General features: G+C 61.3%; 14 protein-coding genes and 1 pseudogene. 12 read left to right on the top strand and 3 right to left on the bottom strand.

Annotated features, from left to right (window positions below):
- Positions 1–14: 14 nt before the first annotated feature.
- The 7 genes from nadC (at position 15) to BMOU_RS00850 (ending at position 8292) form a co-directional block, all read left to right on the top strand.
- The gene (nadC, locus tag BMOU_RS00880) at positions 15–899 is read left to right on the top strand and encodes a carboxylating nicotinate-nucleotide diphosphorylase (RefSeq protein ID WP_034873858.1); all 885 of its coding nucleotides are present in this window, start codon (positions 15–17) and stop codon (positions 897–899) included.
- Entirely contained in the window at positions 899–2140 is a 1242-nt protein-coding gene (locus tag BMOU_RS00875) for a cysteine desulfurase family protein (RefSeq protein ID WP_034873856.1), read from the top strand. The genes nadC and BMOU_RS00875 overlap by 1 nt, the downstream gene beginning before the upstream one ends.
- A gap of 55 nt (positions 2141–2195) precedes the next feature.
- Positions 2196–3554 carry an MFS transporter gene (locus BMOU_RS00870; RefSeq protein ID WP_034873854.1) on the top strand — a complete coding sequence of 453 codons (1359 nt, stop codon included), beginning with the start codon at positions 2196–2198 and terminating at the stop codon, positions 3552–3554.
- A gap of 118 nt (positions 3555–3672) precedes the next feature.
- Positions 3673–5601 carry a translational GTPase TypA gene (gene typA, locus BMOU_RS00865; RefSeq protein ID WP_034873852.1) on the top strand — a complete coding sequence of 643 codons (1929 nt, stop codon included), beginning with the start codon at positions 3673–3675 and terminating at the stop codon, positions 5599–5601.
- A 127-nt stretch (positions 5602–5728) separates the two neighbouring features.
- On the top strand, positions 5729–6196 hold the full coding sequence (locus BMOU_RS00860) for an alcohol dehydrogenase (RefSeq protein ID WP_235143628.1): 468 nt from the start codon (positions 5729–5731) through the stop codon (positions 6194–6196).
- A gap of 63 nt (positions 6197–6259) precedes the next feature.
- On the top strand, positions 6260–7273 hold the full coding sequence (locus tag BMOU_RS00855) for a prephenate dehydratase domain-containing protein (RefSeq protein ID WP_051428839.1): 1014 nt from the start codon (positions 6260–6262) through the stop codon (positions 7271–7273).
- Positions 7234–8292 (top strand): prephenate dehydrogenase, encoded by a 1059-nt coding sequence (locus tag BMOU_RS00850; RefSeq protein WP_034873848.1) that lies wholly within the window; start codon positions 7234–7236, stop codon positions 8290–8292. The genes BMOU_RS00855 and BMOU_RS00850 overlap by 40 nt, the downstream gene beginning before the upstream one ends.
- A 17-nt stretch (positions 8293–8309) precedes the next feature.
- Here BMOU_RS00850 and BMOU_RS00845 read toward each other — a convergent pair whose 3' ends face one another.
- From BMOU_RS00845 to BMOU_RS00835, 3 genes are read right to left on the bottom strand one after another with little or no spacing between them, the layout of a single operon-like run.
- Positions 8310–8567, bottom strand: coding sequence for a DUF6725 family protein (locus BMOU_RS00845; RefSeq protein ID WP_034873846.1), 258 nt, complete (start codon positions 8565–8567; stop codon positions 8310–8312).
- Between the two features lie 39 nt (positions 8568–8606).
- Positions 8607–11453, bottom strand: coding sequence for an ABC transporter permease (locus BMOU_RS00840; protein ID WP_034873844.1), 2847 nt, complete (start codon positions 11451–11453; stop codon positions 8607–8609).
- Positions 11450–12268, bottom strand: coding sequence for an ABC transporter ATP-binding protein (locus tag BMOU_RS00835; RefSeq protein ID WP_034873842.1), 819 nt, complete (start codon positions 12266–12268; stop codon positions 11450–11452). The genes BMOU_RS00840 and BMOU_RS00835 overlap by 4 nt, the downstream gene beginning before the upstream one ends.
- Before the next feature lie 105 nt (positions 12269–12373).
- Between BMOU_RS00835 and xerA the strand changes: the two are divergent.
- From xerA to BMOU_RS00810, 5 genes and pseudogenes are all read left to right on the top strand, one after another.
- A pseudogene (xerA, locus tag BMOU_RS11735) lies at positions 12374–13295 on the top strand (site-specific tyrosine recombinase/integron integrase).
- Positions 13296–13420: 125 nt separating this feature from the next.
- Positions 13421–15055 (top strand): peptide ABC transporter substrate-binding protein, encoded by a 1635-nt coding sequence (locus tag BMOU_RS00825; protein ID WP_034873840.1) that lies wholly within the window; start codon positions 13421–13423, stop codon positions 15053–15055.
- Positions 15056–15292: 237 nt separating this feature from the next.
- Positions 15293–16936, top strand: a complete 1644-nt coding sequence (locus BMOU_RS00820; RefSeq protein ID WP_034873838.1) for a peptide ABC transporter substrate-binding protein — start codon at positions 15293–15295, stop codon at positions 16934–16936.
- 331 nt (positions 16937–17267) lie between these two features.
- Entirely contained in the window at positions 17268–18194 is a 927-nt protein-coding gene (locus tag BMOU_RS00815) for an ABC transporter permease (protein ID WP_034873836.1), read from the top strand.
- A 17-nt stretch (positions 18195–18211) separates the two neighbouring features.
- The gene (locus BMOU_RS00810) at positions 18212–19180 is read left to right on the top strand and encodes an ABC transporter permease (protein WP_034873834.1); all 969 of its coding nucleotides are present in this window, start codon (positions 18212–18214) and stop codon (positions 19178–19180) included.
- Positions 19181–19183: the final 3 nt, after the last annotated feature.

Below are 19183 nucleotides of genomic sequence, written 5' to 3'. Positions count from 1 at the left end.
AGGGACCGTACGACATGCTGACCCGCCAGATCATTCGAAAGGCCATAAGGGCCGCCCTTGAAGAGGATGCTCCCTACGGCGACATCACCTGTGCCATGACGATTCCCGTCGAGGCACGGGGCAAGGTGCGTCTTGTAGCGCGCGAAAATGGCGTTATGAGCGGCATCTCAATATTCGCCGACGTATTCAGGGAGCAGAATCCGGGCATCGTCATCGTTCCGGCCATCACTGACGGCGATGCCTTCACCGTGGGACGGACCTTGGCGGAGATTTCGGGACCGGTACGCGATCTGCTCACCGCCGAGCGTGTGGCGCTGAATTTCGTGCAGCATATGAGTGGCATCGCCACCATGACGGCCGCCTTTGTGCACGCCGTGGCGCAGGCGGAATCCGTCCATAATCGCCACAGACCCCGCACCTATGCCCATACGCGAATCGCCGACACACGTAAGACCATACCGGGACTGCGGTCCTTCGACAAATACGCGGTTACTTGCGGAGGTGGCTTCAATCACCGGTACGGTCTTTCCGACGCGGTGATGATCAAGGACAACCATGTGGCGGCCCTCCATGACCAAGGCATCGATATGGCCGAGGCCATCCGGCATATTCGCGAGCGGGTGGGGCACACCATGCATATCGAAGTGGAGGTGGACCGCCTTGACCAGATCGGTGCCGCGCTCGCGGGCGGTGCCGACACCATCATGCTTGATAACTTCTCCGTAGAGGATATTCGCAAGGGAGTGGAACGTATCGATGGCCGCGCCATAGTGGAGGCCAGCGGCAATATGACGATCGAGCGTGTACCTGCGGTTGCGGCCGCCGGCGTCGACGTGATTTCCGTAGGAGCCCTCACCCACAGTGTGCGCAGCATTGATCTGGGATTGGACTGGGACTGATGGAGCTGTACCTGGATGCGGCTTCCACGGAGCCGGTCGATCCGGATGTCATCGGCGCGATGATGCCATTTCTGACCGAAGCCTACGCAAATCCGATGAGCGTGCATGGTGCCGGCCGTACGGCCGCCCGGGCCCTTGAAGCGGCGCGGACTTCGCTGGCAGCCGATTTGGGCGCGCGGCCGGATGACGTGGTGTTCACATCAGGCGGCACCGAGGCCGACAATCTCGCGGTCAAGGGTATTGCGATGGCGCGTATGAAGATGCTACGCGAAACCCTTGGTGGGCGGATCCGCCCTCGCATCATCATATCGTCGGTCGAACATCCGGCGGTGCTTCGGTCGGCACAATGGCTGGAACGCTGGTTTGGGTGCGAGGTGGTGACGATTCCGGTCGATGGGCAGGCGCATATCGATGTGAACGCGTTGCGGCATGCCCTGACGCAGACCGAATTACCCGATCAGGGCGGGATACGCAACCGCACCGTTCTGGTGTCCTCGATGCTGGCCAACAACGAGGTCGGTACCATCGAACCGATTGACGAGATAGTGCGTATCGCCCACGGCCATGACGTTCCCGTGCATGTGGACGCGGTGCAGGCGGTCGGGCAGATTCCCATCCGCATGCGCGAATGGGACGTGGATGCCCTCAGCCTGTCCGGGCATAAATTCGGCACGCCGAAAGGATTGGGTGCGCTATTGATACGTGCACGGGTGCCTGTGGAACCGCTTATCAGCGGTGGAGAGCAGGAGCGGGGTCTGCGTTCCGGTACGCAGAACGTGGCTGGGGCGGTCGCACTTGCCATCGCACTGCATGAATCGACCGTGCGTATGCGTAACCGATATCGGCGGCTGATTGCATCAAGGAACCGTCTGATCGACGCCGTTTTGCGTGTGGAGCCGAATGCCCGGCTCACCGGCGATCCGGAGTGCCGGCTGCCGGGGCATGCTTCCTTCGTCTTTCCGGGAGTGTCCGGAGAGGCGCTGTTGGTCGATTTGGATGCACGCGGCATCGCCTGTTCGTCGGGATCGGCCTGCGCCGTCGGACGACATGAGATCCCCAAGACATTGCTGGCGATGGGCTACGAGCCGCAAGTGGCGAAATCCGCCGTCCGTATGACCTTCCGGGAACCTTTGGAACGGGCGGAGATCAATCGGATCGCAGCTGCGGTGGAGGAGTCCTGCACAACATTGCGACGCTCATCGGAGCCTCGGGGCACCGCGCCCACCATGCAGGCGCGGTAGGCGATCGCCTGATTCGTTTTTCGGAAATAACAACCAAGGGAAGAAGAGGATATTTATGGCAACTGTTCAATCGACGGTCGTGAATTCAGCGGCAACGCTTACCCGCAACGAACGGCTTGACAGACTGCCGTTCAACAAGGCGCACCGCAAACTGCTGGTGGCCTCCGGCATCGGATGGGCGTTCGACGCCATGGACGTCGGCCTGGTATCGTTCGTGGTCGCCGCCATCGCAGCCGACCCGCATTTCGATCTGACGGCGACGGAGAAAAGCTGGGTACTGTCCATCGGCTTCGTCGGCATGGCCATCGGCGCGGCGCTTGGCGGATATGTGGCCGATCGAGTCGGTCGCAAGACGGTCTTCTCCGCGACATTGGTGATTTTCGGCCTGGCCAACGGCGGCATGGCGTTGTCGTGGTCGCTGGCGGCATTGCTCATCGCCCGACTGATCATCGGCCTGGGCCTCGGCGCCGAGCTTCCGGTCGCTTCGACGCTCGTCTCCGAGTTCTCGCCGACCAAACAACGTGGCCGCATGACGGTGCTGCTGGAATCCTTCTGGGCCGTCGGCTGGATCGTGGCCGCATGCATCGGCTACTTCGTGATCCCGAACACCGGGGACTGGGGCTGGCGCTGGGCATTGCTCATCGGCGCGCTGCCATTGCTGTACGCCATCGTGACGCGCATGCACATTCCGGAATCCGTACGATTCCTGGAATCCAAAGGCCGTGAACGTGAGGCCGAGCGGGCCGTGCGCTATTTCGAACAGGCCGGTGGCGTCGAACCGGTGGCCTCGCCGAAGGGCCGGCCGCTGCCGAAGATCGGGACCCGCGAACTGTTCGGCGGGAAGTACATCGCCCGTACCGCGGCGATCTGGGCCACGTGGTTCTTCGTGAACTTCTCCTATTACGGGGCCTTCACCTGGATGCCATCGCTGCTGGCCGACCAGTTCGGTTCGTTGACCAAATCGTTCGGCTATACGCTGGCCATCGCCATCGCGCAGTTGCCGGGCTACTTCCTGGCCGCATGGCTGGTGGAGATCTGGGGCCGACGCAAGACGCTGAGCATCTTCCTCGCCGTGTCCGCAGTGGCGGCGTTCGCATTCTCCCAGGCCGGTTCCGTGGCCGCCGTGCTCTGCTTCGGCATGCTGCTGTCCGCCTCGAATCTTGGCGCATGGGGCGTGCTGTACGCCGTAACGCCGGAAATCTACCCGACCCGTCTGCGTGGTGCGGCTGCGGGCGCGGCGGCGGCATGCGGCCGCGTGGCGGCCATCATCGCACCGCTGCTCATGCCGTGGTTCCTGACGTTGTCGGGCGGCAACAAGGCTGTGGCCTTCAGCGTGTTCGCCGTGGCGTTCATCCTCGCCTGCGTGGCGGCCCTATGCCTGCCCGAGCGTACCGGCAAGGAGCTCGAAGACTGATGTCGCGTCTGTCGTAATGCTTCGCTAGGATTGGTTCGGTTTGTGTGTAAGTGCAGATAGATAACCAATCACGTACCGAACGGTTACGCAAAGAACAGCAATATTAAGAGAGGTTTCGATGGCGGTTCGCGGCGATATTCGAAATGTAGCTATTGTGGCACACGTCGATCATGGCAAGACCACCCTGGTCAATGCCATGCTTCAGCAGTCCCACGTGTTCAACGAGCGTGAGGAAGTGCCGGATCGTGTCATGGACTCCAACGATCTGGAACGCGAAAAGGGCATCACCATCCTTGCCAAGAACACCGCCGTGCAGTACACCGGCCCGTTGGCCGCCAAGTACGGTCATCCGGAAGGCATCACCCTCAACATCATCGACACCCCCGGACACGCCGATTTCGGCGGTGAGGTCGAGCGTGGCATCTCCATGGTCGATGGTGTCGTGCTGCTGGTGGACGCTTCCGAAGGCCCGTTGCCGCAGACCCGTTTCGTGCTGCGCAAGGCCCTTGAAGCCAAGCTTCCGGTTATTCTGTGCGTGAACAAGGTGGATCGTCCGGACGCCCGTATCGAGGAAGTCGTCGGCGAGGCCTCCGACCTGCTGCTGGGTCTGGCGCAGGACGTCATCGAAGAGGGCATCGACCTCGATGAGGATGCCCTCTTCGACCTGCCGGTGATCTACTGCGCCGCCAAGGCCGGCTACGCCTCCGACAACCAGCCCGAGAACGGCGGTCTGCCGGACAACGACGATCTCGAACCGCTGTTCGAGGCCATCATCAAGAACATTCCGGCCCCGGAATACGAGGAGGGTGCGCCGCTGCAGGCCCATGTAGCCAACATCGACTCCTCCGACTTCCTCGGACGACTCGGCCTGGTGCGCATCTACAACGGCGTGCTTGAGAAGGGCAAGACCTACGGCCTGTCCCGTGTGGACGGCTCCATCGAGAACTTCCGCGTTTCCGAGCTGCTGCGTACGCAGGGTCTGGAGCGCACCCCGGTCGATTCCGCGGGCCCTGGCGACATCGTCGCCGTGGCCGGAGTGAACGACATCATGATCGGCGAGACCATCGTCGACCCGAACGATCCGCGCCCGCTGCCGCTCATCCATGTCGACGATCCGGCCATCTCCATGACCTTCGGCATCAACGACTCGCCGCTGGCCGGCACCGAGGGCAAGGACCACAAGCTCACCGCCCGTATGATCAAGGATCGTCTGGATCGCGAGCTCATCGGCAACGTGTCCATCAAGGTGCTGCCGACCGAGCGTCCGGATGCCTGGGAGGTCCAGGGTCGTGGCGAGCTCGCTCTGGCCGTGCTTGCCGAACAGATGCGGCGTGAAGGCTACGAGCTGACCGTCGGCCGCCCGCAGGTGGTCACCAAGACCATTGACGGTGCCATCAACGAGCCGATGGAGAACACCACCATCGACGTGCCGGAGGAGTATATGGGTACCGTCACCCAGCTCATGGCCGATCGCAAGGGCCGCATGGACAACATGACCAACCACGGCACCGGTTGGGTGCGACTGCAGTTCACCGTGCCGTCCCGTGGCCTTATCGGCTTCCGCACCGCCCTGCTGTCCGCCACCCGCGGCACCGGCATCGCGGCCTCCATCTCCGCAGGCTACGCTCCGTGGGCCGGCCAGATCGTGACCCGTCAGAACGGTTCCATGGTCTGCGACCGCAAGGGCGTCGCCACCCCGTATGCCATGCAGCGCCTGCAGGCCCGCGGCAATTTCTTCGTCGAACCGCAGTCCCCGGTGTATGAGGGACAGGTCGTCGGTGTGAACAACAAGCCGGACGAGCTGGATGTGAACATCACGCTCGCCAAGCACATGACCAACATGCGTTCCTCCACCGCCGACGTGCTGGAAACCCTGACCCCGCCGATCAAGATGAGTCTTGAGGAATCCCTGGATTTCGCCAACGAGGATGAGTGCGTGGAAGTCACTCCGGAGTCCATCCGCATCCGCAAGATCATCCTCAATCGTGAGGATTGGTACAAGTGGCGCGCCAAGCAGCGTCGCCAGAACAATCAGCAGGGCAAGTGATCGCTGATTGAAAGGGGAGAGATGCGCGGATGCGCATCTCTCCTTTTCCTTTCCTGTGCGAGGGGTATACAGTGAGATGGAATCGTTGCGGTGGAATGGTTAAGGAATGAGGCGGATAGTGGCGAATATGACACGGAACGATGATCGCGGACTGCTGCCATGGTCGCATCGGCAGCCGGTGCCGATACGGCTCCTCATCGATCTGCTTTCCGGCGCGGCCGTCGGCGCCGTCGGCACGATGGCCCACCGTATGGGCGCTTCGATGAACATCCCGTATGGCTTGGTGCTGGCCTTCCTCATCGTGATCCTCTCCACATGGTGCGCCCGCTCACGTGACGGCATCGTCGGACTCGCATTGCACCTCATCAGTTCGTCGCTGGTGGTATGGACGGTCATGGCAGGCTATGGTCCGGGCGGCGACGCCCTGATCCCGGTCGGTTTCGGCAGTGAGGCGAACCTGCCGTTCTTCAGCAACTACGCCGGCTACTGCTGGCTGTACGGCGTCGTGCTCATTCCATGCATCATGCTGCTGCTGCCAAAACGCTGGTTCGTCATGCCTCCTCGTACGGACGAGGACGCCCAACCGATGGAATAGCGCCGCATTGCGGGCCACCGCTACGGTAAGGTGCAGGGAGGCATGGAAAAGGAGCGGAAAGATATGAATGCACGGAAGCTGTTCTATCTTGGGCCCCAAGGCACGTTCACGCATCAGGCGGCGGTCAACGCGGCCGAACTGTTGCAATCGTCCGTACCCGAGGGTTTTGACCTCATCGCCTGTGACGGTGTGCCGCAGATCATGCAGGCCGCGCAAAATGGCGAAGGCTGGGGCGTCATCGCGTGGGAGAACAACGTCGAGGGCTATGTCGTGCCGAATCTCGATGCTCTGATCGACGCACGGGATCTGGTCGGCTTCGCCCGCATCGGCGTGAACGTCGAATTCGACGCCTACACGATGCCCGGCGCCGGATTGGAGGACGCCCACGTCGCCGCGGCTCACCCGCATGGCCTTGCACAGTGCAGGCGATTCATCGCCGAACATCGTCTTGACCCGGCGCCGGCATCATCCAACGCCGCCGCCTGCCGTGACCTTAAGCCTGGCGAGATCGCACTCGGACCACGTATCTGCGGCGATCTGTATGACATCGAACGAGTCGGCAGCGCGGTACAGGACTATCAGGGTGCGCGCACCGAGTTTCTCGTGCTGGCCCGCCGGGAGGAGGTCGCTGCTTTGCTGGAACGGCCGAAATCCCAAGCCGATGTGGATTATGAATCGGTGCTGACGCTCATCCCCTTGGTCACCGGCCCGGGCGTGCTTGCCGATCTGCTGGACGTGTTCCGCGATGCGGGACTCAACATGACCAGCTTCATCTCACGCCCGATCAAAGGGCATGACGGCACCTACAGCTTCATCGCCACATTCGATGCGGCACCGTGGGAGCAGCGGTTCCACGACGCGCTCGTGGAGATCGCCGAACATGGAGACTGGGCCAAGACCCTGGCCGTCTACCCGCGCAGGGAACGGCCAAGCCCGCCGGTGACCAGCTGGATGCTGCCGCAGGGCGGAGTACGCCTTGATGACAGGCATCTGCCCGAGGATTGGCAGAACGACGGTACGGTAAGAAGGGAGCTGATGTGGCGAAGCAACGTATCGCAATCGTGGGATTGGGCCTGATCGGAGGTTCGCTGGCACGTAGGCTCGCCAACGCAGGCTGCGATGTGACGGCCTGGAACCACAACGACCGCCCCTATGCGACCGCCGAGGCGGACGGCATCGTCTGCACACCGACGCTGGCGGCCCTGGCCGACGGCAAACCCGATGTGCTTGTGCTGTGCAATCCGCTTAAGGCCATGCCGCAGATTCTCGGCGTATTGAAGCCGCTGATCGACCAGACCGCGACCACGCTCACCGATGTCGGCAGCGTCAAGGGCATGGTGCGTGACCAGGTGAAGGCCGTCGGACTGGAGGGCTGCTACGTCGGCGCGCATCCGATGGCCGGCAACGAGCTGTCCGGCTGGGAATCCTCGGATCCCGCACTATACGACGATGCATTGTGGGCCATCACCGTGGACGACCATACTGATTATCGGCGGTTCCTTGCCGTCGCGAAGATGGTCACCGATGCCTGCGCCAATCGTCTGATCGTGCTTGACGATGCCACGCATGATCGTTGCGCCGCCTTGATCTCGCATATGCCGCACGTCATCGCCACGGCCATGATCAACGAGCTTGTGGTCAATCCGAATCGCAATATCGCCGCCGCGCTCGCCGCGGGGTCCTGGCGTGACATGACCCGTGTGGCGCTGACCGATCCGGAGCGCACGCGTGCCATGGTCGAAGAGGATGCGGCCAACGTGGAGCTGCTGTTGCGCAATATGGCCAACCGTCTGACGCTGATGGCTAATGTGCTGCACGGCGTTCAAGCTCAGGGCGTCGGAGCATTGCAGACCGTCGCCACCCAGGAAAGCGACGCCAGGGAGATGACTCGTTTCTTTGCGCAGGGGCAGCCGTTCCGCGATTACAGGGCCGCCATGCAACGGTCCGGCTCCCAGAAGGATCGCGAGACGATTCCGCTTGAGATCCCTACGGAAGGTTGGCAGCAGATGCTGCTGGAATCCGCCCGCAGGGGAGAGCACATCATCCGCTTCACCGATGACCATGCGGTTGACGTCCAGATCCGTTCCGCCGTGTGACGCTCGGCGGAACGGCGTTACGGCCGTGGACGGGTCATGGAACGTTCGGGGATCGGTTTGATCGTGACGATCGTGTCGGCGGGAATGCCGACACGCTGCGCGGGACGTGAGCCATTGGCGGTCGCGTCCCGCAGCAGCTCCAGCGTCTGACCGTCCCAGGAGCGCACGTGGCCGACGAAATCGCGGAATTTCATGCGTTGGTCGGTCGGATCCACTCCTTCGCAGATACGCACCACAATGCGTGCACCGGTAGGAATCTCATGTGGAATCGGCATATCGTCCCCTTCGTTGAACCGTTTACCGCCAGTCTAGACCTATTCGCTGGCCACGGCATCGAGGACGGGCTGCCTGAGGGCGCGGGATGCCGGCGAGATGCTGGAGACCAGGCCGACCACGATTGACAGCGCGAGGAAGATCAGCAACTGCGTCCACGGAACCGCAAGCGTCTCCAATCCTTCGGAGGCGTAGACGGCGCGAATCACCACGCCGGCAGAGACACCGACCGCCAATCCCATCACCGTGCCGAACACGGAGATGACGGCCGCCTCGATGCCGAGCATGCCACGCACCTGCCCGCGTGACGTGCCGATGGCCCGTAACAGACCGATCTCCCTGGTACGTTCCGATACATTCAACGCCAGCGTATTCACGATGCCGAAAATCGCAATGATGATCGACAATGCCAACAGCGCATACAGAATCATGAGCACCTGGTCGATCAGCGAACTCATCGTCGATTTGTATTCGTCGCGGTCGAACACCGAAATCGTGTAGTACTTCTTCACGGCGTTCTTGATGTTCCGCTTCACCGTTGCGATGTCGGTGCCGGCCTTGGCCTTGACGTACAGGGACATGGGGAACATGGTCTGCTTGTTGCCGATTTGCTCGGCGATGTCATCGTTGAGCATCACATTGTCGCGATACACGGAATTCGACACGATCGCACCGATCTTGATCGTCTTGTGCGTGGTCTCCTTCTTCGTTCTGACCAATGTCTGCGGATCGATATTCTGCGCATCGGCGGTATACTGCTGGATCTCGTTCGTCTTGGCCTGCGCCCCCGCCAGATCACCGGATGCGGCCATCCGTTGCGCCTCGTTCTGCAGCTCCTGCACATGCGCCTGTACCTGGGCCTGGTAATCGGCCTGGGCCTGCTCGGTGGCCTCCTTGTCGACCACCGTGTTCTCGGCGGAGACCTCGACCCGGTCTCCTACATGCCAACCCCGGTCTTCGGCGATGTTCTTGCCGACCAGCAGCTCGCCGTTCCTCAGTGCCTTGACGGCATCGCCTTCGGTGGTCTCCGCGGCGAACACGTCGGTGAACAGGTGCGTCTGCGTGGCGAATGTCACGCCACCGGCGGATCGGCCATCATACTTGACACCGGTCAGCAGACGGTTCGTGGTGACCGTTTTGACGCCGTCGGTGTTCCTGATGTCGGCTATGGCCTCATCGGGCAGCCGCCCGAAGGATGCGGAGGTCACGGCGAAATCGGCTTCGAAGCCGTTGTCCACCAAGGAATTGACCGAGGCCTTCGCCGACGAGGCCACCACGCCGAGGCAGCTGACGATCGCGACGCCTACGAACAGCGCGGCGGCGGTATTCGACGTGCGTCTCTTGGAACGGGAGATGTTGCGCGTCGCGAGCCGACCGGTGACGGTGAAGATCCTCGACGGCAGCCAGCCCAATATGTTGCCGGCCGGGGAGACGAACGCCGGTCCGGCCATGATCACGCCGATCACGATCAACGCCGCGCCGATGCCGAGCGGCCAGCCGATGGAGATGTGGTTCACCGCATCCCATGGCGTCGGACCATCGCCGTCCGTTGCGGCCATGGCACAGGCGAACGCCCAGCCGCCGAAGCCGAGCACCACCATGATCGTGCCGGCGATGCCACGCAGACGTACCGGCTTTTCCGGGTTCACCGTCTCGTTCATCGCCTGAATCGGCGGGGCAAGCGCGGCGTTGCGCGCGGGCAACGCCGCGCCGACCAACGTGACCAGCACGCCCACGATCAGGCCGATCACCATATCGGAGATGGACGGATCGGCGGCGCCGGTCAGTGGCAATCCCATATTCGCCAACCCCATGACGATCAGCCGCACCATGCCCCAGCCGAGCGCGATGCCCACGCCCGAACCGACCAGGCCGAGCAGCATCGCCTGCACGATCACCGTGGAGAAGACCTGTGCCGGCGAGGCACCGATGGAACGCAGCAGCGCATATCCGCGCATCGACTCACGTACAATCATCGAGAAGGTGTTCGCAATGATGAACGAGCCGACGAATAGCGCGATGACGGCGAAGATGAGGATCAGCGGCTGGATGAAGCCGAGCGAATCCTGCGTGGCCTTGGTGGAATCGTCGCGGTACTCATCCCCGGTGACGGCGTGCGCCTGGGAGTCCTTGGGCAGCGCCTTGTTGATGCGGTCCGCCAGCCGTTGTTGTTCGGACTCGCTCAACGGCGTGGTCGCGTTTCCGTAGACGCAGATCTGTGCGGTCTTGTCGGCATCGTCCGATTGCTTGTCGGATTGCGCCTTGGCCACGCTCGGATCGACGCCGATGATGATGGCGCCCGCCTGGCTTGCGGAGGTCGAGAAGATGCCGCTGACCGTCACGTCATGCGGGCCGTCGGAGTAGACGATCTTCGCCTTGTCTCCCACCTTGAGGCCGGATCGTTCCGCAGCGAAGGAATGCAGGGCGATCTCATCCTCGCCTTGCGGATACGTGCCGGAGGTGAACTTGGCGGAACGCCACGGGGCCGAGGCACTGATGCCGATCGCCATCGAGGGCGAGCCCATGGTGGTCACGGCGTCGCCATGGTTGTCGACCAATACCACGCCGGTAAGCGAGTAGACCACGCGCGCCGATGAGACTCCTTTCACCTTGGCGATGTCGTCGGCAAGGTTCACATCGATGGCGTTATAGCTTGCCATCGACGAGCCCGATGCGAGCAGCGTCGAACCGCTCTTGGTCTGTTTGGCGCCACGTACGTACACATCATGGTCGGCGTTGGTGGCCATCATCTGCGAGACCTGGCTGTCGAGCATCTCACGGAAGCAGAACGAACCGACCACGAAGCTCACGCCGAGCGCGATGGCCACGATCGACATGATGAAGCGGCTGAAATGACTTCTTGCGTCGCGCAAACCGATACGAATCATGCCTGGGCGCCTTCCGTCGAGGTGGCTTCGGTGTCGGCGTCGTCGTCCGCGAACACCTCGAGAATCTCGGCGTAGGTGGGATGGCTCATATCGCGGGTGATTTCGCCGTCCGTCAGCACCAGCACGCGGTCGGCGAAGGAGGCGGCACGCGGGTCATGCGTGACCATCACGATGGATTGGCCGTAATCGCGCACGGAATCGCGTAGGAACCCCAGAACCTCACGGCTGGAACGTGAATCCAGATTGCCGGTCGGTTCGTCCGCGAAAATCACCGAAGGACGCGCCATCATCGCGCGGGCGCAGGCGACGCGCTGCTGCTGGCCGCCGGAAAGCTGACTCGGTCGATGGGTCAGCCGCTGTTCAAGGCCGACCACGTCGACCACCTGCTTGAACCAATCGCGGTCGATGGGGCGTTTCGCGATCTGCAACGGCAGGAGGATGTTCTCTTCGGCCGACAGCGTCGGCACCAGATTGAAGGATTGGAAGATGAAGCCGATCTGTTCGCGGCGTAGATTGGTTAGCTGCTTCTGATTCATGGACGAAACCTCGAGGCCCTCCACGAAGACCTGGCCGGAAGAGGGGGAGTCGAGTCCCGCCATGCAATGCATCAAGGTGGATTTGCCTGAGCCGGAGGGCCCCATGATCGCGGTCATTTCACCGCGCATGAACTCCACATCCACATGATTGAGGGCGGTGACCTGATTGTCTTTGCCGCCATAGTTTTTCGTCAGATCGATGGCCCTTGCCACGATTCGTTCATCGACCCCGTTGCCGGAATCGCCCTGCTGCCGGGTCTGTACCGAGTGACGTGCCATGATACCGCCTGTCTGTTAGGGGGAATGTACCCAATAAAGTCTATCGGCAGAAGGTCTCATAATGGAAGGGATGTCAGAGGGAATTCACGAAAAGAGGCCATGATCATGCGATTCGCGGATACGATTAACGCCTTCGATGCCTATCTGAAGGCTAATCGCGGACTAAGCGACAATACGCGCAAAGCGTACCGCGGCGATCTCGAGGAATGCATGACGCAGCTGGAGATGTTGGGATGCGAGGATCTCAACGAAGTGACCATAGAGGACCTGCGTATGTGGATGTCGCAATCCTCGAAACGGCATGCGAGAAGTAGCATGGCCCGTAAAACCGTTGCGGTTCGGGGGTTTTTCTCGTGGGCGCATGAGCACGGCGTGACGAACGCCAATCCGGCGGCCATGCTGATGACGCCGAAGATCCCGGATACGCTGCCCGCCGTGCTCAGCGAATCGCAAGCCGAGAAGCTGATGGACTGCGTTGACGGGCGGCCGCCGGAATCGCAGAAAAAAAAACGTCAGGAGGCAGGCCGTCGGCCTGCGCGATGCGGCGATGCTGGAGGTGCTGTACGCCACCGGCATTCGCGTCGCCGAACTGGTCGGACTCGATGTGCAGGACGTGGCCTTCGACAACCGTACGATGAGGGTCACGGGCAAGGGCAGCAAGCAGCGTGTGGTGCCGTTCGGCGTGCCGGCGGAGCGATCCATCCGACGTTGGCTTGAGGACGGACGCCCCCGTCTGGTTCGGGCACGGTCGGCGGACGCGCTTTTTCTCGGCGCGCAAGGCAACCGCATCGACCAGCGTGTGGTCAGACAGGTGGTGCATGACTGCGCGCAACGTGCAGGCATACCCGACATCAGCCCGCATGCGTTGCGCCACAGCGCGGCGACGCACCTGCTCGATGGGGGAGCGGACCTACGGCAGGTGCAGGAGCTGCTGGGGCATTCCTCGCTCAAAACCACGCAGCGATACACCCATGTTTCCATCGAACAGCTCAAGTCGAGATACGGGCAGGCATTCCCCCGAGCCTGAGCCGTCGATCGGCCATGACGATGTACGCGTGCTGCGAAATCGAGCCACGGCCCATGTTCCCACGATGTATGAAAGAGCCTGCGGCCTTCGGACCGCGCTCCATGCGTATATGAATCGAGGGAATAATGAAACAACACAGGCTTGTGGCCTTCGCATCGGCGCTCGCACTGCTGGCCATACCATTGGCCGGTTGCGGCGGTTCCGGTTCCGGTTCCTCGGCGGCATCGAACATCATCACCGCCTTCAACTCCGAACCGGCCAATCCGTTGATTCCGGGGGACACCAACGAATCAGGCGGAGGCCGCCCGATCGACCTGTTGTTCGCCGGTCTGATTTCCTTCGACAACGACGGCAAGGCCCAGAACGAGGTGGCCGAATCGATTACCGCGAACGATGATTCCTCCCAGTACGACATCAAGCTCAAGTCCGGTTGGAAGTTCACCGACGGCACCGATGTGACAGCCGAGTCCTTCACCAAGGCATGGAGCTACACGGCCAACGCGAAGAACGCGCAGCTGTGTTCGGGGTTCTTCGCCAACATCAAGGGCTATGACAAGCTGCAGGATGCCGACAACCTCAAGGGCGACGAGCAGCTCGAGGGTCTGAAGGTGATCAACGACCACGAATTCACCGTGGAACTGAGCCAGCCCGATTCCGTGTTCCCCATCAAGGTGGGCTATTGCGGCTTCTATCCGCTGCCGGAATCCTTCTACAAGGATCCGAAGGCCTTCGGCGAGAAGCCGGTGGGCAACGGTCCGTACAAATTCAGTTCATGGACCCATGACCAAGAGCTGAGCGTCGTGAAGAACACGGCCTATCACGGCAACCGCAAGGCGAAGAACGACGGCGTGACCTTCCGCACGTACACCGATCCGGCCGCCGCCTATGCCGATGTGCAGGCCGGCAACCTCGACGTGCTCGACACCATTCCGTCCGCCGACGCCAAGGTCTTCCAAACCGATTCCTCGGTCCAGCCGTACAACAAGGCCGGATCCGTGCTGCAGACCGTCACCATCCCATCGAACCTCGAGCACTGGCGGACCTCCACCGAAGAGGGGCAACTGCGTCGGCGGGCGCTGTCCATGGCCATCGACCGGAGCACCATCTGCAAGAAGGTGCTCAACAATCTGGGCACTCCGGCCGATTCCTTCACCTCGCCGAAGGTGCCGGGCTATTCGGGCACCATCGAAGGGCATGAAAACCTTGAATACAATCCGACGAAGGCCAAGGAGCTGTGGAAGCAGGCCGAAGCCATCTCCCATTATGACGGAAAGCTGCAGTTCTTCTACAATTCCGATGGCGGCGCCGGTCCGGTGTATGACGCCATCGTCAATTCCGTGAAGAACGTGCTCGGCATCGACGCGGTCACCAGTCCGATCCCCACCTTCCAGGAATTCCGCAACGATGTGAACGCCCGCACGCTTGCAGGAGCCATCCGCACCAGCTGGCAGCCGGACTACCCGTCCCCGCAGGACTATCTGGTGCCGTTGTATGATTCGTCCTCCGCGGACGGCAACGGTTCCAACGACGGCGACTACAAGAACGCCGACTTCGATGAGCTGTGCGCGCGTGCGGCTTCGACCGGAGATGAGGACACCGCGAACGACCTGTACCGGCGGGCGCAGCAGATCCTGCTCAGTCAGCTGCCGTCGATTCCGCTGTATTACAGCGATGCGGCAGGCGTGGCGTCGAAGGATGTGAAGAACTTCACCATGACCTGGCAGAACATCCCCTCATATCATGAAATGACCAAACGCTGATCTTCCGGATGATTCCGGCGGCCGGTCCCACACGGCCGACCGCCGGACTGACCCCCTTTTTCTACCCTTCTCCACACTGTGTTCCGGAGACGCCACATTGTTGTCCTTTAAGTAGGGAACAATGGTTCTCTACCAGTGAAAATCAGGTGGGCGCTGAAGCTACGCGCGTCAACGTCCACCTTGTTTTTTACTCAAGGACCGCAATGGTCCGAACATAACGAATAGGAGAATGATTTCATGAAGAAGAAGGCTTTGGCTTTCGCCGCCGCGGCCTGCGCGCTGGGCATGCTGCTCAGCGGCTGCGGCGCTTCCAATGACGCCGCCTCCAGTGGCGACAACATCATCACGGCTTACAATTCCGAGCCGCAGAACCCGCTCATCCCGGGCAACACCAACGAGACCGGCGGCGGCAAGCCGGTCGAGCTGCTGTTCTCCCGCCTGATTTCCTTCGATGCCAAGGGCAATGCTTCCAACGAAGTGGCGGAGTCCATCGAAGCCAACTCGGATGCCACCCAGTACACCATCAAGCTTAAGAAGGGCTGGAAGTTTACCGATGGCACTCCGGTGACCGCCGAGTCCTTCACCAAGTCGTGGAGCTACACCGCCAACGCGAAGAACGCGCAGAAGTGCGCCTCCTTCTTCTCCACCATCAAGGGCTATGACAAGCTGCAGGACGCCGACAACCTCAAGGGCGACGAGCAGCTCGAGGGCCTGAAGGTCGTCAACGACAACGAGTTCACCGTGGATCTCAACCAGTCCGACTCCGTGTTCGCCATCAAGGTCGGCTACTCCGCCTTCGCCCCGCTGCCGGAATCCTTCTACAAGGATCCGAAGGCCTTCGGCGAGAATCCGGTGGGCAACGGTCCGTACAAGTTCCAGTCCTGGGATCACGACAACGAGATCGTGCTCGTGAAGAACCCGGATTACAAGGGCAACCGCACCCCGAAGAACGACGGCGTGACCTTCAAGGTCTACACCAAGGACGAGGCCGCCTACGCCGACATCCAGTCCGGCTCCCTCGACGTGATGGAATCCGTGCCGTCTTCCGCCACCAAGACCTTCGAAAGCGATTCCACCGTGCAGGCCTACAACAAGGCCGGCTCCGTGATCCAGCAGTTCACCATCCCGTCCAATCTGAAGCACTTCGAGGCCGGCACCGAGGAGGGCACCCTGCGTCGTCAGGCCATCTCCATGGCCATCAATCGCAATAACATCTGCGAGAAGGTGCTCAACGGCACCGGCACGCCGGCCAGCGATTTCACCTCTCCGCTGACTCCGGGCTACAGCGACTCCCTCAAGGGTTCCGACAACCTGAAGTACAACGCCTCCAAGGCCAAGGAACTCTGGGAGCAGGCCAACGCCATCAGCCCGTGGACCTCCGATGACAAGCTCACCTTCGCCTACAATGCCGACGGTGGCCACGAAACCATCTACACCGCCGTGGTGAACTCCATCAACAACACCCTCGGCTCCGAAGTGGCCGCCACCAACCCGTACCCGACCTTCAACGACTACCGCACCGCGGTGTCCGACCGCAAGGTCCAGGGTGCGTTCCGCAGCGGCTGGCAGCCGGACTACCCGTCCGCCGAGAACTATCTGGTCCAGAACTTCTCCTCCTCCGCCGCCGATGGCAACGGTTCGAACGACGGTGACTACAAGAACACCGAGTTCGACGATCTGTGCAATCAGGCCGCAGCCGCCCAGACCACCGACGAGTCCAACAAGCTGTACCAGCAGGCCCAGGAAGTGCTGCTCAACGACCTGCCGGCCGTTCCGCTGTACTACGCCAACGCCTACGGTGTGGCCTCCACCAACGTCTCCAACTTCGAGATGAATTGGCAGAACCTTCCGGTCTACGAGAACATGACCAAGAGCAAGTGAACCTGATCCGCTGATCGGTTCCCACCACTGACAAGGAGGGGACGGCCATACGCCGTTCCTTCCTTGTCGGCATTTATGGCCATAATCGTTGCGGGAATAAGAAAGGACCGGGAAACAGGACATCCAGGGGTAGGATGCCGGTCCGTGGGGTGTTTTCCCAGCTTATTTTCATAAACCTACAATATAAAAGCACCTTGGTGTGAAACTAGTAGACTTAACGGCTAGTAGACTTAGCGGGGCGAGTTGTCAGCCGGCCCCGTGCAGGGTCTTTATTTGATAGAGACCGATAGCCAAATGGCTGGCTTAAGAATTGAGTAATAAGGAGAAACCAATGGGCAAGTATCTTCTGCGACGCATTCTGCAGATGATCCCTGTGGTTCTCGGCACGACGCTTCTGGTGTACGCCCTGGTGTTTGCGCTGCCGGGCGACCCAGTCAAGGCCATGTTCGGTGATAAGCCGGTCAATGAAGCGGTTGCCGCCCAGATCCGTGCCGAATACAACCTGGACAAGCCGTTCATCATCCAGTATCTGCTGTTCCTGAAGAACGCGCTGACCCTCGACTTCGGCAAGACCTTCTCCGGACAGCTGGTCATCGACCAGATCGGCCGTGCCTTCCCGGTCACCATCAAGCTCGCGCTGATGGCCTTCGTGTTCGAAGCAGTCTTCGGTGTGATCTTCGGTGTGATCTCCGGCTTGAAGAAGGGCAAGTGGTGCGACACCGTCATCCTGATCTTCTCGCTGCTGCTCATCTCCGTACCGACTTTCGTCACCGGCTTCCTGGCCCAGTATTTCCTTGGCGTCAAATGGCATCTGCTTCCGGTCACCGCCGGCTCGAATCCGGGTTTCATCGATCTGCTCATGCCGGCGATGGTGCTCGGCTCCGTATCGATGGCATACATCATCCGATTGAGCCGTGCGGAGATCTCGTCCAACATCGCGCTCGATTACGTACGCACCGCACGTGCGAAGGGCATGGACAACAAGTCCGTCATGCTGCGCCACGTGCTGCGCAACTCCATGATCCCGGTCGTGACCTACCTCGGGCAGGACCTTGGCGCGCTCATGGGCGGCGCCATGATTTCCGAAACCATCTTCAACGTGCACGGCATCGGCTATCTGACCTATCAGAGCATTCTGAAGGGAGAGGGCAACCTGGTGGTATCCATCGTGACGTTGCTCATGCTGATCTTCGTGGTGTGCAACCTGCTGGTCGACATGCTCTACGCCGCCCTTGATCCTCGAATCCGGTACGCGTGAGTTGTGGAGGATAAGAAATGACTGACATGAACGAAACCAATCTTTCCACTGCGTTGCCGGGGCAGGAGCGCTACGTGGCCCCGCTCGAGGAGACTCCGCTCAAAGCCGTTGATTCCATCGACGAATCAGCCCCCGCCTCGAGCATGTGGTCCGATGCGTGGCGTACCTTGCGGCGCAACCCGCTGTTCATCATCTCCGGGCTGCTGATCATCTTCATCATTTTCGTGGCGCTTTTCCCGGGCGTCCTGACCAAGCAGAACCCGAACTACTGCAATCTCGACAACTCGCTTGACCCGTCATCCGCGGGCCATCCGTTCGGCTTCGACCTGCAGGGCTGCGACGTATACGCCCGCGTGGTCTACGGCACCCGCACCTCCTTGAGCGTCGGCGTGTTCGCCACGCTGCTTGTGGTGCTGCTGGGCACCCTGATCGGTGCGGTCGCCGGCTTCTTCGGAGGCTGGGTCGATGCCGTGCTGAGCCGTCTGACCGACATCTTCCTCGCATTGCCGATTCTGCTTGGCGCCATTGTGGTGCTGCAGATGTTCAAGACCAGCGATTCCATCTGGAAGATCATCCTCGTGATGGCGCTGTTCGGCTGGACCTCCGTGGCACGCATCGCCAGAGGCGCGGTGCTGGAGGCGAAGAACCTCGAATTCAACACCGCATCCACGGCCCTGGGTTCCACGCCGGGACGGAATCTGTTCCGTCACATCCTGCCGAACTCCCTGGCGCCGATCATCGTGGTCGGCACCACATCGCTGGCCACCTACATCGTGCTCGAGGCGACGCTGAGCTTCCTCGGTGTGGGCCTGCCGACCACCACCGTCAGCTGGGGTGGTGACATTTCCCATGCGCAGTCCATTCTGCGCACCAACCCGATGGTGCTGTTCTATCCATCCGCGGCATTGGCCATCACCGTGCTGGCCTTCATCATGATGGGTGACGCCGTCAAGGACGCCCTTGATCCGAAGAGCCGTACGGCCTGAGTG

It is taken from the genome of Bifidobacterium moukalabense DSM 27321, from assembly GCF_000522505.1.
In the GTDB taxonomy this organism is placed as follows: Bacteria; Actinomycetota; Actinomycetes; order Actinomycetales; family Bifidobacteriaceae; genus Bifidobacterium; species Bifidobacterium moukalabense.
Note: the sequence above shows the minus strand (reverse complement) of the source record. Positions and strands in the feature narration are given on the sequence as shown.